Here is a 17,171-nt window from a genome sequence, read left to right as displayed (position 1 = left end):
CGGCCTTGCGCCGGGATCGCCCTGAGATCGAGGCAAGCAATGAAGCGAACCCTGTTGCTGGCAGCCCTGGCCAGCATTTCCCCCTGGCTGCATGCCAAGCCTGTCGCCCCCACCATTGAACAGCTGGCGGCCTTCCCTGCCATCTCCAGCCTGTCACTGTCTCCGGATGGGCAGCACATCGCCGGCCTGCGCGCCAACGGCGAAGAACGCGTGATCGTGGTCTGGCGCACCGATGCGCTGGACAAGGCGCCCACGGTGATCGGTGCCAACCGGATGAAGTTCCAGAGCGTATCGTTCATCAAGAATGGGCAGCTCGCCGTGGTGCTATGGCAGCCTTTCGACCTGCGCGCCGACCGTGTCACCAAGACCTTCGTCAGCAAGTTCTTCATCACCGACATCGAGGGCAAGCAGTGGAAGGAGCCCATTACGCCGCCGCGTGCCAGCAGCCGCAGCGAGGAACTCGAGCAGGCGCTGTCCAACCCGACGGTGCTGGACACGCTCCCCAATGATCCGGACCACATCCTGGTGATCAACGGCAGCGGCGGCAGCTCCGGCGATGTCTACAAGGTCGACCTGCGCAGCTTCACCTCGCAGCGCGTGCAGAAGACCGAAGAGCGTGTGGCCGGCTATGTCACCGACCTGGACAGCGAACTGCGTGCACGCCTGCGCCAGGACGTGGACGGAACCGGCGCCTACGTCGCTACCGAGTTCCGCAACACCGGCAGCGGTGCGTGGGAAGAGCACTTCCGCTCCTATGTGAAGAACCGCGACGTCAACCAGGTGATCGGCTTTGCCGATGACCCGAACATCGCCTTCGTGCTGAGCAACGTCGGCCGTGACAAGGCGATCGTGTACGAGTACGACATCGCCGCACGCAAGCAGAAGGAAGTGCTGTACGAACACAAGCTGTTCAACGCCAGCTCGATGTCGATCAACCGCTATCGCAACGGCGCGATTCCGTTCGGCGAGATCCTCGGCATCCGCTATGCGGGCCCGCGCGGTGACGACCTGCAGTGGACGTCGCCGCGGATGAAGGCGCTGGACCAGGGCCTTCGCCAGGCCCTGGGCATCCAGCAGCAACCGCTGGAAATGGTCGACACCGCCAATGGCCAGCGCTTCACCACCAATTACGACACTGGCCGCAGCTACCAGGTGGTGGACTACACCCCCGACCTGTCCACCGTGCTGGTGGCCACGTCGGGCCCGTCCAACCCGCCCGAGTACCACCTGCTGCGCAACGGCAAGCTGACCCTGCTGGCCAAGGCCTATCCGGACATCCAGCCTGCAGCCCTGGGCGACACCAAACTGGTCTATTACAAGGCCCGCGACGGGCTGGACATTCCGGCATTCCTGACCACGCCCAACACCGAACTGTGTGGTGCCGGTCCCTGGAAGGCGGTCGTGCACCCGCATGGCGGTCCGTGGGCCCGCGATGGCATGGACTTCGACGGCTCGATGTGGGTGCCGCTGATGGCATCGCGCTGCATGGCCGTACTGCGCCCGCAGTTCCGCGGCTCGGCCGACTGGGGCCGCAAGCTGTGGATGGCCGGTGACGCCGAGTGGGGCCAGAAGATGCAGGATGACAAGGACGACGGCGCGCAGTGGATGATCGACCAGAAGATCGCCCGCCCCGGCCACATCGCCATGTTCGGCTTCTCCTATGGCGGCTACTCGGCGTTTGCGGCCTCGGTGCGCCCGAACGGCCTGTACAAATGCGCCATTGCCGGTGCCGGCGTCTCGGACATCAAGAAGATCTGGTCGCGCTTCTATACCAATCCGTTCTTCCGCCAGGCACAGGCACCGACCGTGGCGGGCCTGAACCCGCTGGACAAGGCGAGAGAGATGAAGATTCCGCTGATGGTCTACCACGGTGACCGCGATCGTACGGTTCCCATCGAGCAGTCGGAGTGGTTCGTGAACAAGGCCAAGGGCTCGGGGCAGCCGGTCGAGTTCCACGCCATCGCCGACTATGCGCATGGGCCGGCCTGGACCCGCGCGATCATGGGCGACCAGCTCAGGTTGATCGACGACTACCTGGGCAAGGGCTGCGGCGGCGGCGGCCTGTAATCGATGCGTTGCCCAGGCAAGGGCGCCCCACCGGGCGCCCTTGCTCGTTCTGGCCCTTGCGCCCGGCCATGACCTTCGACACCCTTGCAGGGCAGGCCGGCGGCGTATCGTTCGGCCCACGGCCGTCCCTGCGGCCCTTCCCTGACTCACTCGGCCTGGAGGCCATCAAAGTGACCCGTACTCCCAAGATCGTGCTGCTGACCCTGGCCGTTTCGGCCGCGCTGGTTGGCTGCGGCAAGAACGAAACCCCGGCCAAGGACGCCACCGCCTCCACGCCGACTGCCGCCGAAGCCACCAATTACACCCTGGACGAGAGCAAGCTGCCGGCCTACAACGCCTTCCAGCCCAGCGACCTCGATACCAGCAAGGACGCCTGCGGCGCCTTCGGCGACTACGTCAACAGCAAGTGGCTGGCCGCCAATGAAATCCCGGGCGACCGCACCAGCTGGGGCGCCTTCACCATCCTCGACGAGCGCTCGGTGGCCGTGCAGCACCAGCTGGCCGAGCAGGTGGCACAGGTGAAGACCCCGAACCACATCGAGAAGATCGTCGGCGACCTGTGGGCCACCGGCATGGACGAGGCCAAGATCAACGCCCAGGGCATCGAGCCGCTGAAGGCCGACCTGACCGCGATCGATGGGCTGCAGGACAAGGCGGCCATTGCCAACTACCTGCGCACCAGCGCCGCCAAGGGTGACAACGTCCTGTTCGGCTTCGGCGCTGAAGCCGACTTCAAGAACTCGGCCGTCAACATGGCCTACGCCAGCCAGGGCGGCCTGGGCCTGCCGGACAGCACCTACTACACCGACGCCAAGAACGCCGACAAGCTGAAGGCCTACCAGGCACACGTCGCCAAGGTGCTGGAGCTGTCTGGTGTTGCCGCTGCCGACGCTGCCAAGCAGGCCGAGGAAGTGGTCAGGTTCGAGACCCGCCTGGCCAAGGCCTCCAAGTCGCGCGTCGAACTGTCGCGCAACGTCGAGCTGTACTACAACCCGGTCACCCTGGCCGACGCCGACAAGCTGACCCCGAACTTCAGCTGGACCGAGTTCTTCAAGTCGCAGGGCGTGGCCGCACCGGAGAAGTTCTCGCTGGCCATGCCGGCCTTCCATGAGGAAGTGAGCAAGGCGCTGGGCGACACCGATCCGTCTGTGTGGCGTGCCTACCTGCGCTTCCACACCGTGGACAGCGCCTCGCCGTACCTGGCCGACGCCTTCGTGCAGGAGAACTACGAGTTCTACGGCAAGACCCTCAACGGCCAGAAGGAACAGAAGCCGCGCTGGAAGCGCGTGCTGGGCACCATCGAGAACGACGCAGGTGAAGCCTTCGGCCAGCTGTACGTGAAGGTGGCCTTCTCGCCGGAAGCCAAGGCGAAGATGGAAGAACTGGTGAAGAACCTGGCCGCCTCGCTGAAGGAACGCATCCAGGGCCTGAGCTGGATGAGCGATGAAACCAAGGCCAAGGCCATCGCCAAGTGGGAAACCTTCACCCCGAAGATCGGCTATCCGGACAAGTGGCGTGACTGGTCGGGCCTGCAGACCCAGCGCGACAGCTTCCTGGGCAACGTGCGCGCGGCCAACGAGTTCAACTACAAGTTCAACCTGTCCAAGATCGGCAAGCCGGTGGACAAGACCGAGTGGGGCATGACCCCGCAGACGGTCAACGCCTACTACAACCCGCTGCAGAACGAGATCGTGTTCCCGGCCGCCATCCTGCAGCCGCCGTTCTTCGATCCGAAGGCCGACGACGCGCTGAACTACGGCGGCATCGGCGCGGTGATCGGCCACGAAATGACCCACGGTTACGACGACCAGGGTGCACGATTCGGGCCGACCGGCAACATGGAAGACTGGTGGACCGCCGCTGACAAGAAGAACTTCGAAGGCCTGACCGGCAAGCTGGTCAAGCAGTTCGACCAGTACAAGGTCGACGGCCAGGCGGTGAACGGCCACCTGACCCTGGGCGAGAACATCGCCGACCTGGGCGGCCTGGCCACCGCTTACGACGCACTGCAGAAGGCCAGCGCAGGCAAGGAAGACGCGAAGGTGGACGGCTTCACCCGCGACCAGCGCTTCTTCTTCAACTGGGCCACCGTGTGGCGCACCAAGTACACCCCGGAAAACGCCAAGGTCCGCCTGGCGACCGACCCGCACGCCCCGGCGCAGTTCCGCGCCATGGGTGCGCCGTCGAACCTGCCGACCTTCGCGGCCGCCTTCCAGTGCAAGGCCGGTTCGCCGATGGCCCGCAGCGGCGACCAGCAGGTGGTGATCTGGTAAGCCACGGCTGACGCTGTTGCAGACCTGCAGAGGCCCGGGAATTCCCGGGCCTTTGTTTTTCCGGGGTGCTTTTCATCCACGCATGGCGTGGATCCACTGATCTCGGCGCTCCCCGGTAGCGGCCGACCCTGGCCGGCGAAAGCAGCGTGATGCGTGCATGCCGCGTCCATGCCCGGCTTGCTATAGTGCGCGCGCCCTCAATCCATCACGGATTCGTTCCACATGCCCAATTTCCGTCCGCTTGCCATCGCCCTGGGCATCAGCCTGGCGACCCTGGTCCCGACCCACGATGCGTTCGCCGCCGCCAAGAAGAAGGCCGCCCGCGCCCCGGCTGTCAGTGCCCAGTGCAGCGACTTCTATGACGCCACCAACGCAGGCTGGCTGAAGGCCAATCCGGTGCCACAGACCGGTGCCACCACCGCGCTCGGCCAGCTGGTCGACCGCAGCCGTCAGCAGCAGCGTGAACTGCTCGACGCAGCGATGAAGGCGCCGCAGGGCAACGTGCAGAAACTACTGGGCGACTTCTGGGCCAGCGGCCTGGACGAAGCCGCCGTGGAAGCCGACGGTTCCAATCCGATCGCCCCGCTGCTGACCCGCATCAACGCCATCAAGAAAGCCAAGGACGTGCCGGCCTCGATCGCCGCGCTGCACCAGGTCGGCATCCCGGTGGCCTTCAACTTCGGCCCGGACGTGGACCTGAAGGCGCTGGACCGCCACATCGGCTACTTCATGCAGGGTGGCATGGGCCTGCCGGACCCGGCGTTCTATACCCGCACCGACGCCGACACCGTCGCGCTGATGGGCCGCTACCGCAATTACGTCAAGCAGATCCTGGCACTGACCGGCACTCCGGCCGCCAAGCTGGATGCCGAGTCGCAATCGGTGATCGCGCTGGAAACCGAACTGGCGCGCAACGCGCAGTCGCTGGCCGGCATCAACAACCCGTTCAACAACTACGCACCGATCTCCACCAAGGAGCTCAACAGCCGCTACCGCAACCTGCAGCTGGATGCCTTCCTGAAGGCCCAGGGCGTGGACGACGACCTGGTCTCGCTGGCCGACCCGGGCCTGTTCAAGCAGCTCGACGGCATGGTCACCAAGCTCAAGCCGGACCAGTGGAAGGCCTACCTGCGCTGGCGCGTGGGCGACTCGATGGCGCCGTATCTGTCCAAGGCCTACCGCGACGCCGAGTTTGAATTCCGTGGCCGCGTGCTGCGTGGCGAAACGCTGCCGCCGCAGCGTTGGGAAGATGTGCTGGAGGCGATCAACGTGGCCGCCGGCCCGATGCTCGGCCGCGAATACGCCGCCCGTTACCTGTCGGCAGAAGATCGTCGCCAGGCCGCATGGATCGTCGACAAGGTGCGCGAAGTGCAGATCGAGGCGGTCAAGAACAGCAGCTGGATGAGTGCCGAAGCCAAGACCGAAGCGCAGGCCAAGCTGGCCGCGCTGAAGATCGAGATCGGCACCCCGCTGCGCGACCTGGACTACAGCGTGCAGCCGATGGGCCGTGGTTCCTTCGGCGGCAACATGCTGATTGCTTCGACCTGGCGCCATCGCGAGGAAATGAAGCGCATCGGCAAGGGCAACGCTGACCGTCGCTGGGACGTGCTGCCGCAGCAGCCGTCGCTGGCCTATGACCTGGCGCAGAACCGCCTGATCGTCACCGCTGCAATCCTGCAGGGCCCGGTGTTCAACGCCAAGGCCGACGCCGCCGACAAGTTCGGCAGCTTCGGTGGCCTGGTCGGCCATGAGCTGACCCGCGCGATCGATGCCAAGGGCGCGCTGGTCGACGCCAAGGGCGAACTGCGCAGCTGGTGGACTCCGGCAGACAAGACCGCTTGGACCCTGCTCGGCAATCGCGTGGCCGCGCAGTACAGCGCCTACGACTTCCCGGGCGTGAAGGGTGCCAAGGTCAACGGCACGCTCACCCAGGAAGAGAACCTGGCCGACATCGCCGGCCTGGAACTGGCCTGGGCCGCGTACACCGCGCAGGAGCCGAAAGCCAAGCAGGCACAGCAGCAGGGCTTCTTCCGCGCGTGGTCGGCGTTGTGGGCGCAGCAGCTGTCGCCGAACGAGGCCGTGCGTCGCCTGACCGCCGACATCCGTGCGCCGGGCCTGTGGCGCAGCAACGGCACGCTGGCCAACCTGCCGGCATTCGGTGCCACCTTCAGCTGCAAGGCCGGCCAGCCGATGCAGCGCAGCGAAGCCGAGCAGATCAAGGTCTGGCGCTGAGCTAGCTGCTGCAACGGGTAATGCAGAGGGCGCCTTCGGGCGCCCTTTTTTTCGCCTGGCGACCCAAAAAAGGAACCCCGGCATGGCCGGGGTCCAGGTCGTTTTCTGGAGAGATCGATCAGGTGCTGCGATCAGAAGTCGTAGGACGCACTGACACGAACCGAACGAGGTGCGCTGAAGTAGGTACCCATGCCGTAGGTGTTGGACACCGTATAGGGGCCATCTTCATAGACCGCGTCAGACTGCACGGCACGACGCTGGTTCAGCACATTGAAAACATCCAGGCTGAAAGCCAGCTTGTGATCGGCAAACGAAGGGCGATACATCACGCCCAGATCCAGGCGGGTCGTCCAGGGCTGCCGGCCTGCGTCACCCGGGCGCGACGGCTTGCCACCGCAATAGTGATAGGCAGCGTCGTAGCCCAGCGGATCACTCTCATCGGTGCCGTAGTAGCCCAGGCAGCTCTTCGGCGCTCCCGACATGATCCGCAGGGTGGCCGACGCCGACCACTCGTCGTTGAACATATAGGCGCCATAGCCCTTCAGCTGGTGACGACGGTCGTTCGCCAGATAGCCGCCCGCGTATTCCATCAGTGCCGCGGCATCCCAGTCCTGGGTCTTGGAGACGTCATCCTGGCCGATATCCGACTTCACCTGGCCTTCGGTATTGCCGAAGCTGCGCGACCAGGTGTAATCCAGACGTCCGTACCACTTGTCGCTCAGCGGGTGCTCGATGAACAGATCGACGGCGATGTAGTCACGCTTGGCCTTCTTGTTGCCGTAACCCCAGTCGGCGGAGCTCATCTGCACCGGCGTGTAACCCGAACCATCCGCGTGCCGGATCATGAAGGTATTGGTCTTGCCCGGATTGAAGATCACACAGCCCGGGACATCGAGATTGCTGTCGTCGACGCCCATCGCGGCAAGCTTGTCATGGATGCGATCGGAGTCACAGGTATCGTCGATGGCCGTCTGCAGGCGACGATAGGTGAACTTGGCACCGGAGCTCCAGCGCTCGCCCAGCGTCTTCTCGAAGCCAAGGATCAGCTCGTCCTGGTACTGCGACTTCAGGTCGGTGGGCGCAATCGACAACGGATCAGGGGTCTGGCCATATTCATTGTTGGCTGACACCGGGCCCGGGCCCAGAGCGGTCAACCCGGTCGGGTTGCCGTTGGCATCAATTCCGCTATAGGTGAAGTACTCGCGGGTGAACGTCGAGGCGGACGCACCACGAATGGCAACGCTGTTGGGCAACGCCAGGTAGTAACGGCCCAGGTTGGCGAACACCTTCAGCGACGAATCGCCAAACACGTCCCAGCTCGCGCCCAGACGCGGCGCCCACTGGTCACCGCTGTCGACGTAAGGCTTGGCCGCGCTGTTGTAGTTGGTGAACTTGTCATTGCGGATGCCGAGGGTCACCAACCAGTTCGGCGTGACCTGCCAACGGTCCTCCAGATAGTAGGCCTTCTGCTTGACCGACATGCTGGTGGTCGTGGAGAAGATGTACTTCTGCACGAAGTAGCCATTGCCGCCCGGCGGGGTGATGTCAAAGCCCGGATTCGGCGACGAGGCCGGATCGACACGGCCATAGATCCAGGCGTACCCCGGCCCGGTCATCGCCTGGCCTTCGTTATGCCCCTGGAAGTACATGTTGTCGATGCCACCAGTCAGCTCGTGGTTGCCGATACGGTACTGCAGGTCTACACGCAGACCTCGGGTCTTGCTGCCCGCATCGGACGACTTGGTATAGAGCGCCGACTGGTCATTGCGGATGGGGCGGCCACCGGTAATGGACGGATCCTGATTGCCCGGGCTGCTGAGATAGGGGTTGGCCGTATCCAGCGGATTCGACTCCAGATTGCTCTCCTTGCTACGACCCCATACCGCACTCAGGGTCAGGTCATCGTTCAGGTAGCCGGTGTACTTGAAGATGTCAAAGTCGTCCTTGAGCTTCGTGGTGTTCGGGAACGTGCCGGTGCGATCACCTTCGGCCAGGTCCTCGTAATCGAACGATCGGTAGTAGCCACCGTTGCGATCGGTGTTCTGCACACGGGTGTATTCCAGCGTGTTGCTATCGTTGATGTTCCAGTCGATCTTTCCATAGAACTTCGGCGCATCGATGGTGTAGTGGTTGCGCACCTGCTGCGTTGCTGCAGAGCTGTTCGTGGACACACCTTCGGTGCGGTCCTTTTCCGCAGCCAGGTGGATGAACAGGCGATCCTCGATCAGCGGGCCACTGGCGTAGCCACTGTAGGTGGTACGCGTGGCGACATCATCCTTGCGGTAGCGATAGAGCGAGCCAGGCAACGAGTCATCGGTGTAGCTGTATCCATTGGGCAGCTGGCGATTGGGATAGATGACAGTGGCCGCAGAAGCCGACAGCGAATCCGGCGCCCAGGTAGCCTGCACGCCGAAATGCCATTCATTGGTGCCGCGCTTGCCGAGCTGGTTGATCACGCCGCCGGTGGAGCGCCCGTATCCCGCTCCGTAACCGCCCATGAACGTTTCCTGCTGGTCGATCGACCCGTATGGCAGGCTGATACCACCCAGATTGCTGAGCGGATTGTTGGCCAGAAAGCCGTTCAGATAGTAGGCATTCTCAGTGACACTGGAGCCGCCGAAGGACAGCACCGAACGCGAGCCATTGCTGAACGCGCCACTGCCCGAGACAACACCTGGCGCCAGCAGTGCGATGGCTTCGGCACTGCGCCCCAAAGGCAACACGTCCAGCTGCTCGGATGTGATGACCGACTTGGATACTGTGTTGGTGACATCGATCTTCGGCACATTCGCTGCAACGACGTTCACTGCCTCCAGTGTGGTGGCGGCGCTGGCGCCACCGGCAAACGACACCTCGGTGCCAACGCCAACCTTCAACAGCACATTCTCGCGCTGCTCGACAGTCTGGCCGTCACGCTGCTGGATGATGGTGTACTTGCCCACCGGCAGCGAGCCGAGGTTGTAGCGGCCATTGCTGTCGACGGTCGCCGAGCGCTTCAGGCCCGTGTCGCTCTGAACCACGATGGTCGTACCGGCGGGCGCGCTGCCGTACAACGAACCGGTCGTGCTCTGAGCGGCGGCGGCGCCAATGAAAGAAGTCAGGACGACCGCCAAGGCGGTGCGCTTCAGCCTTGCGACGTGCTTGCTGCTGGTCATGGAGTTTCCTTGATTCGGTGAAGATCAGGCTGCGATTGCAGAATTGCTACATGGAAGCGACAGTTCCTTGCAGCTGAATCAAATATTAATTTCATCAATTCTTAATTTGCAATGGCAGCTGAACAAAAACAACCAATTGAAATTAAAGGAAAAATTTCGACACAAACATGAAGCTCATTCATGTTTTATTTAACAATCAGAGACTTGCAGCCGCTTTCGGCCGGCTCCCCCACCCTGTCTCCGTTGGCCGTGATACAGATCCCGGGTTAACAGCGGCCGTGCTATCGCTGTGGCTTCGTCCAACGTAGAGCCCCGACATGGCACACAAGAACACGATCTGTGTCTGGTACGACAATGGCGCGCTCGAGGCCGCCACCTTCTATGCCAGCCTCCTGCCCGACAGCGCGGTCACCGCCGTGCATCACGCGCCGGGCGACTACCCCGACGGCAAGGAAGGCAACGTTCTGACCATCGAATTCACTGTCTGCGGCGTTCCCTGCGTCGGCCTCAACGGCGGCAGCGCGTTCAAGCACAGCGAAGCGTTCTCCTTCCAGATCCAGACCGAGGATCAGGCCGAGACCGACCGCCTGTGGAACGCGATCGTCGGCAACGGGGGCCAGGAGAGCCAATGCGGCTGGTGCAAGGACCGTTGGGGCATCTCCTGGCAGATCAGCCCGCGCATGCTGATCGAAGCAGTGACCAGCAAGGACAAGGCACTGGCCAAGCGCGCCTTCAACGCGATGATGCCGATGAAGAAGATCGACATCGCCACCATCGAAGCCGCGATCCAAAAAGGGGGCGGAGGGAATTAAATCGCTTCCCGCACGGGTCTGTGATCAGATGCTGATTGCAACGCAATCCCCTCCGCCCGCTTTCTTCAGAGGTGCTGATGACCTGGGATGCACTCATCGTCGGCGGCGGCCACAACGGGTTGGTCTGTGCAGCCTATCTGGCACGCGCCGGCAAACAGGTGCTGGTGCTCGAACGGCGTGGCGTGCTCGGCGGCGCCGCGGTCACCGAGGAATTCCATCCCGGCTTCCGCAACTCGGTGGCGTCGTACACGGTGTCGTTGCTGCAGCCGAAGGTGATCGACGACCTGCAGTTGCAGGCGCATGGGCTGCGCATTGTCGCGCGCCCGGTCAACAACTTCCTGCCATTGCCGGACGGCCGCTACCTGTTGTCGGCGCCCGGCCGCACCCAGGCCGAGGTCGCGAAATTCTCCGAACGCGATGCGCAGGCGCTGCCAGCGTATGAAGCACGCCTGGAGATCTTCGCCGACGTGCTGCGTGCGTGGGCCCTGCGCGCCCCCCCGGACGTCGGCGTGGCCGGCGGCTGGCGTGCCCTGCCCGCGCTGTGGCAGATGGGCCGTCTCGGCCGCGAACTGGCAACGCTGGATGCTTCGCTGCGCCAGGAACTGCTGGACCTGTTCACGCTTTCAGCGGCTGAGTACCTGGACCGCTGGTTCGAGAGCGCGCCGATCAAGGCGCTGTTCGGCTTCGATGGCATCGTCGGCAACTATGCCAGCCCCTACACGCCCGGAAGCGCCTACGTGCTGCTGCACCACGTGTTCGGCCAGTGCAATGGCGTGAAGGGTGCCTGGGGCCATGCAATCGGCGGCATGGGCGCGATCAGCCAGGCGATTGCCAGCGCGGCGCGCGAGGCCGGAGCCGAACTGCGCGTGGATGCCGGCGTGCAACGGGTACTGACCGAACAGGGCCGCGTCGTGGGAGTGGACCTGGCCAACGGCGAAATCCTGCGCGCACGCGCCGTAGTCGCCAACGTCAACCCCAAGCTGCTGTACGAGCAGTTGCTGGAACCGGCGCAGGTACCGGCGGCGACGCGCGAGCGGATGGCACACTGGCGCTGCGGCTCCGGGACGTTCCGGATGAACCTCGCGCTGTCGCGGCTGCCGGACTTCCGCGCCCTGCCCGGCCCCGGCGATCACCTCAGCGCCGGCATCATCATGGCGCCCAGCCTGGACTACATGGACCGCGCCTGGCTGGATGCGCGCCGCGATGGCTGGTCACGCGAGCCGATCGTGGAAATGCTGATTCCCAGCACGCTGGACGATTCGCTGGCGCCGCCCGGACAGCATGTGGCCAGCCTGTTCTGCCAGCACGTGGCGCCGGTGCTGCCCGACGGGCGTCACTGGGATGATCATCGTGAAGCAGTCGCCGATCTGATGATCGCTACCGTTGAACGGTATGCGCCGGGTTTCGCTGTCAGCATCCTCGGTCGGCAGGTGTTGTCGCCGCTTGATCTGGAGCGCACCTTCGGCCTGGTCGGTGGCGACATCTTCCACGGCGCGCTCAGTGCCCACCAGTTGTTCTCGGCACGGCCGATGGTTGGCCAGGCCGGCTATCGCGGTGCCCTGCCCGGGTTGTACCTGTGTGGTTCGGGTACCCACCCCGGTGGTGGCGTCACGGGTGCGCCCGGGCACAATGCCGCGCAGGTGGTGTTGCAGGATCTGTAGATCCACGCCGTGCTTGGATGCGCACGTACCCGCCGCATGCATGACCTGCCGTTGGTGGGTACCGACCGGGGTTGGCAATCATCCCTCTCGTTTCGTGCCAACCAAGGTTGGCACCTACCCGCGTGGGACAAGGCGTGCCAACCAAGGTTGGCACCTACAGCGTCAAATGATCCTTCGGATCATTTGACGCTGCGCAGATGGTTCGGGCGCTTCGGCGGGCCGGGCGGTCGGCGCTTGTTGAACGGCGATTGCCCTCGCCAGTAGCGGATCAGCAGCCAGCCGAACAGCATGCCGCCCAGATGCGCGAAGTGGGCCACGCCCGGCTGCCAGCCGGTCATGCCCAGCACCAGCTCACCCACGCCGAACAGGATCACGAAGGTTCGCGCCTTCATCGGGATCGGTGGGAACAGCAGCATCACCCGCTGGTTCGGGAACAGCATGCCGTAGGCCAGCAACAGGCCGAACACTCCGCCGGAAGCGCCCAGCACCGTGGCCGGATTCTCCAGCAACGTACCCACCAGCAACTGGCAGACACCGGCACCGGCCACGCAGACCAGGTAGTACAGCAGGAAGCGTTTCTCGCCCCAGGTCTGCTCCAGCGGCGCGCCGAACATGAAGACTGCCAGCATGTTGAAGAACAGGTGGCCGAAGCTGCCATGCAGGAAGCCATAGGTCAGCAGCTGCCACGGCTGGAAGTTGCCGCCCGGCGAGAACGCATCGAAGCCCTGCTGCAGCGGTTGCAGCATGAACGGCTCGAAGGTCTGCATGCCGAGCAGGAACGGCTGCTGCAGCAGGAACAGGATCGCGTTGGCGATCAGCAGGGCCTTGGTGACGGTAGGCAGTCGCGGGAACATGGGAGCACCGGCATGGAACGGCCTCCATCATAGCCGCAGCACCGTGTCTTGTTGGCGACCCGCAGGCGTGGCCTGTTCAGTCGCCAGCGGTGCTCAGCCCGGGCCCCACACGGCAGCATCCAGCGCCGCGGCTGGATCGGTGGCCGGCATCCGCACCCGGCCGTTCTCCACCACCACGCCCTCGGCGCGCAGCCGCTGTGACTGCTCGCGCCAGCCGGCCGACCCTTCTTCCATGGCAATTCGCCCATCCGAACGCAGCACGCGATGCCAGGGCAGGTCGGGATCGTCGTTCTGGCCGAGGATGCGTGCGGTCAAGCGCGCACGCCCCGGCAGGCCGGCACGCATCGCCACCTGGCCATAGCCCATCACCTGCCCCGCCGGGATCGCGCGGATCACCGCCAGGATGCGCGCACGCGCCTGCTCCGGCGTCAGCGCCGCAGGCGGGTCACCAGCAGTACGCCGATCAGCACCAGCACGGTGCCGGCGATCTGCGCCGGCCCCATCGGTTCGTCGAGCAGCCATAGGCTCATCACGATGGTGGAAACAGGGCCCAGCATACCGACCTGCGCGGCCAGCGACGAACCCACGCGCTGCACCGCCAGCATGATCGCCAGTACCGGCAGCACCGTGCACACGGTGGCATTGACCAGCGACAGCCACTGCACTGGCGCCGGCGCCTGCCACAGCAGCGGCAGTGGATGGGTCACCGCGAAGTGCAGCAGCACCAGCACGCTGGCCACGCAGCTGGCGTAGGCGGTCAGGCGTACCGCACCGATGCGCGCGACCACCTGCCCACTGCCGAACAGGTACAGCGCGTAGCTGAGCGCACTGCCCAGCACCAGCAGGCTGCCGACGATGATCTGCCCGCCCTCGCGCTGCAGGTCATGCCCGAAGGCCAGCAGCACGCCCAGATAGCTCAGCACCAACGCACCGATCTGCCAGCGTCCGGGCCGCTGGCGCGCCAGCAGCACATTGATCAGCAGCACCAGGGTAGGGTTCAAGTAAAGGATCAGCCGTTCAAGGGTCACGCTGATGTACTGCAAGCCCTGGAAATCGAGAAGGCTGGACAAGTAGTAGCCGGTGAAGCCCAGCCACAGCACGCGGGCGCGGTCGGCCCAGGACAGCGGCGTGGCCCGGCGCGCGGCCCACAGTGCCATCAGTACGAACAGCGGCAGCGCCATCAGCATGCGCAGCGCGAGCAGCGTGGTGGCATCGACGCCATGACGCAGGCCGAGCTTGACGATGATCGCCTTGCCGGAGGCGGTGATGGCACCGATCGCGGCCAGGCCGATTCCACTCAGCGCGATGCGTGGGGAAGCGGTTGCGATACGGGAAGTGGGGCTGGACATCAGGACGACGGCGGGCCGCATAGGGCGGCCCGGAAAGGCGTGGGGGCCGTCATTGTCGCATGGAGGCGCCCGGTGCCCTGTAGAGCCGAGCCTGCGCTCGGCTGCACCATGCCTGCACGGAATGCAGCCGAGCATAGGCTCGGCTCTACAACTGCGGGCTCAGCGCATCAGCACCACTTCCTCGGCCGAGGTCGGGTGGATCGCCACGGTATCGTCGAACTGGGCCTTGGTCGCGCCCATCTTCACCGCCACCGCGAAGCCCTGCAGGATCTCGTCGGCCGCTTCGCCCAGCAGATGAATGCCCACCACCCGTTCTTCCGGGCCGGCGCAGACCATCTTGAACAGGCTGCGCTGGGTGCCATTGGCCAGTGCCTGCAGCATCGGGCGGAAACGGCTGTGGTAGACGCTCACCTGGTCGAAACGTGCACGCGCTTCTTCTTCGCTCATGCCCACCGCGCCCAGTGGCGGGTGCGAGAACACCACGCTGGCCACGTTCTCATAATCCATCTTCGACTGCGGCCGGCCACCGAACAGGCGGTCCATCAGCCGCCGCGACGCGGCCACCGCCACCGGCGTCAGGCCGACCTTGCCAGCGATGTCACCCACCGCATGCACGCTCGGCACGCTCGTGGTCTGCCATTCGTCCACCTGCACCTGCTGGTGTTCGCCGATGCCGATGCCGAGCGCTTCCAGGCCCAGGTCACGGCTGTTGCCGCGCCGGCCGGTGGCAAAGAACACCGCGTCGAACACGCTGTCGAGCGGGCCGTCATGGCCGAACGCACGCACGCGTTCGCCCTCGCGCTGCAGTTCGCGCAGGCGGTAGTCGAAATGGATGCGCACGCCCTGCTGCTTCAGGTTCTCGGCCAGCTGGTCGGTCAGCTCGTAGTCGAAGCGCTCCAGCAGCCGCTTGCCGCGCACCAGCAGGCTCACCCGGCTGCCCAGTGCCTGCAGCAACCCCGCCAGCTCCACCGCGATGTAACCACCACCGATGATCGCCACTTCGGCCGGTGCCGCACGCAGATCGAAGAAATCATCGGAGACCAGGCCCAGTTCCGCGCCGGGAATGTCCGGGCGCAGCGGGTGCGCGCCGGTGGCGATCAGGATGTGTTCGGCGCTGTAACGCACGCCATCGCTGCAGGCCACGGTGTGCGCATCGAGCAGATGGCCGCGTGCCGGGATGCGCACCACGCCGGTTTCATCCAGGCGCTTGTGGTAGCTGGTGTGGATGTTGCTGATGTAGGCCTGGCGATGGATCACCAGTTCCTTCCACGACAGCGACGGGCGTGCCTCGACATCGAAGCCCATCGCATTGGCCAGGCCAATGCGCTCGTGCAGGTCAGCCGCCAGCCACATCGCCTTCTTCGGCACGCAGCCAACATTGACACAGGTACCGCCCAGCTCGCCGGGCTCCAGCATCGCCACGCGCTTGCCATGCTGCGCCGCGCGGATCGCACCGGCCAGGCCGGCGGAGCCGCCGCCAAGGACGATCAGGTCGTAATCATAGGGAGCAGTGCTCATCGGAATCGCTCGGGTCGGTAAGGGGCAGGATCGATCGCTGGCGTGCGGCCGCAGACGAGATCGGCGATCAGCTGGCCGGTGCCGGCGCTCATGCTGATGCCGAGCATGCCATGCCCCGCTGCAAGCCAGACGTGAGGATGCGCGGGTGCGCGGCCGATCAACGGCACATCGTCCACGCTCATGGGGCGCCACCCGCACCACTGCTCCTGCAGCTGCGCACCGCGTGGCGCGCGCAGGTAATGGTCGGCGGCCTGCTGCAAAGCCTGCAGGCGGCCCATGCGCAGCTGCGGATCGGCACCGGCGAATTCCATGGTGCCGCCCAGCCGCAGCGCTTCGCGCCAGGCGATCACGAACACGGAATGGTCTTTCAGCACCACCGGGCGCTGTGGCACCTGCGCCGGTCGCGACCAGGTCAGCGAATAGCCTTTGCCGGGCTGGATCGGCACGCGCAGATCCAGTTGACGTGCCCAGTCGCGCGACCACGGGCCGGTGGCCAGCACCAGCTCACGTGCCCGCAGGGCCTGCCCACCGACCTGCACGCGTACCCCGTGTGCATCGTCGCTGAAGCCCTGCACGTCCTTCTGCTCGTCGATCACCACGCCCTGCGCGCGCAGTACACGTGCCAGCTCCGCGGTGTAGCGGTCCGGCCGCAGCTGCGCATCACCGGGAAAGTGGATCGCGCCGGCCAGGCGGTCGTGGAAGGCCGGATTGGCACGTGCGTAGCCGGCCCCGTCGATGCAGGCCGTGGCGATACCCTGCCTGTTCAGTGCTTCGCACTCGGCCGCGTAGTGGTCGAAGTTGCGCGCATCGCCGAACACATAGTCCAGCCCGCGCGTATCGAACTCGCACTCCAGTGCATGCGCATGCACCCAATCGGCCAGGCGCAGCCGCGAGTCGTTCAGCAATGCACCCCGTGCCCGCGTGGATTGCAGCCAGTCACGCGTGTTGCAGCGTGCACCGAACTGCAGCAACCAGCGCCACAGCACCGGATCCAGGCGGGTGCGCACATACAGCGGCGCACGCGGATCGAGCATCCAGCGCAATGCGCGCAGTGGCACGCCAGGCGCAGCCAGTGGAGGTGCATGGCTGGGAGTAACGGTGCCGCAGTTGCCGTGCGAGGTTGCCGCACCAATGCGGCCACGATCGATCACACGCACCTGCCGCCCCTGCGCACGCAGTGCGAGCGCGGCGGCCAGACCGATGGCACCGGCGCCCACCACGATCACATCCTCGCGCGCGCCCAGCATCGA

Annotated in this window: 11 protein-coding genes; 5 read left to right on the top strand and 6 right to left on the bottom strand. The window is 65.1% G+C overall.

Going from position 1 to position 17,171, the window contains the following annotated elements:
* Positions 1–39: 39 nt before the first annotated feature.
* The 3 genes from ACZK0Z_RS06720 (at position 40) to ACZK0Z_RS06710 (ending at position 6,572) form a co-directional block, all read left to right on the top strand.
* Positions 40–2,067 (top strand): alpha/beta hydrolase family protein, encoded by a 2,028-nt coding sequence (locus tag ACZK0Z_RS06720; protein ID WP_049427108.1) that lies wholly within the window; start codon positions 40–42, stop codon positions 2,065–2,067.
* Between the two features lie 170 nt (positions 2,068–2,237).
* Positions 2,238–4,340 carry a M13-type metalloendopeptidase gene (locus tag ACZK0Z_RS06715; protein ID WP_197633341.1) on the top strand — a complete coding sequence of 701 codons (2,103 nt, stop codon included), beginning with the start codon at positions 2,238–2,240 and terminating at the stop codon, positions 4,338–4,340.
* 222 nt (positions 4,341–4,562) lie between these two features.
* Positions 4,563–6,572, top strand: a complete 2,010-nt coding sequence (locus ACZK0Z_RS06710; RefSeq protein ID WP_049430122.1) for a M13 family metallopeptidase — start codon at positions 4,563–4,565, stop codon at positions 6,570–6,572.
* Between the two features lie 131 nt (positions 6,573–6,703).
* On the opposite strand, the gene ACZK0Z_RS06705 is transcribed toward ACZK0Z_RS06710, so the two are convergent.
* Positions 6,704–9,727: a TonB-dependent receptor gene (locus ACZK0Z_RS06705; protein ID WP_049430121.1), complete on the bottom strand. Its 3,024-nt coding sequence runs from the start codon at positions 9,725–9,727 to the stop codon at positions 6,704–6,706.
* A 317-nt stretch (positions 9,728–10,044) separates the two neighbouring features.
* Between ACZK0Z_RS06705 and ACZK0Z_RS06700 the strand changes: the two genes are divergently transcribed.
* Together ACZK0Z_RS06700 and ACZK0Z_RS06695 are read left to right on the top strand one after the other, a co-directional pair.
* Positions 10,045–10,539: a VOC family protein gene (locus ACZK0Z_RS06700; RefSeq protein WP_197633343.1), complete on the top strand. Its 495-nt coding sequence runs from the start codon at positions 10,045–10,047 to the stop codon at positions 10,537–10,539.
* A 77-nt stretch (positions 10,540–10,616) separates the two neighbouring features.
* On the top strand, positions 10,617–12,200 hold the full coding sequence (locus ACZK0Z_RS06695; RefSeq protein ID WP_197633345.1) for an FAD-dependent oxidoreductase: 1,584 nt from the start codon (positions 10,617–10,619) through the stop codon (positions 12,198–12,200).
* A gap of 179 nt (positions 12,201–12,379) precedes the next feature.
* Here the strand turns inward: ACZK0Z_RS06695 and ACZK0Z_RS06690 are convergent, their stop codons facing one another.
* The 5 genes from ACZK0Z_RS06690 to ACZK0Z_RS06670 all read right to left on the bottom strand — a co-directional run bounded on the left by ACZK0Z_RS06690 (position 12,380) and on the right by ACZK0Z_RS06670 (position 17,168).
* Positions 12,380–13,054 (bottom strand): rhomboid family intramembrane serine protease, encoded by a 675-nt coding sequence (locus ACZK0Z_RS06690; RefSeq protein ID WP_032128229.1) that lies wholly within the window; start codon positions 13,052–13,054, stop codon positions 12,380–12,382.
* A gap of 93 nt (positions 13,055–13,147) precedes the next feature.
* Positions 13,148–13,486, bottom strand: coding sequence for an MGMT family protein (locus tag ACZK0Z_RS06685; RefSeq protein ID WP_224329410.1), 339 nt, complete (start codon positions 13,484–13,486; stop codon positions 13,148–13,150).
* The gene (locus ACZK0Z_RS06680) at positions 13,483–14,403 is read right to left on the bottom strand and encodes a DMT family transporter (protein WP_049430127.1); all 921 of its coding nucleotides are present in this window, start codon (positions 14,401–14,403) and stop codon (positions 13,483–13,485) included. Before ACZK0Z_RS06680 ends, ACZK0Z_RS06685 begins: the two co-directional genes overlap by 4 nt.
* Before the next feature lie 159 nt (positions 14,404–14,562).
* Positions 14,563–15,921 (bottom strand): glutathione-disulfide reductase, encoded by a 1,359-nt coding sequence (gorA, locus tag ACZK0Z_RS06675; RefSeq protein WP_197633347.1) that lies wholly within the window; start codon positions 15,919–15,921, stop codon positions 14,563–14,565.
* A complete protein-coding gene (locus ACZK0Z_RS06670; protein WP_197633349.1) occupies positions 15,918–17,168 on the bottom strand; it encodes an FAD-dependent oxidoreductase in 1,251 nt (416 codons plus the stop codon). Before ACZK0Z_RS06670 ends, gorA begins: the two co-directional genes overlap by 4 nt.
* Positions 17,169–17,171 lie beyond the last annotated feature (3 nt).

The organism is Stenotrophomonas sp. 116085_Sma (assembly GCF_056479585.1).
Note: the sequence above shows the minus strand (reverse complement) of the source record. Positions and strands in the feature narration are given on the sequence as shown.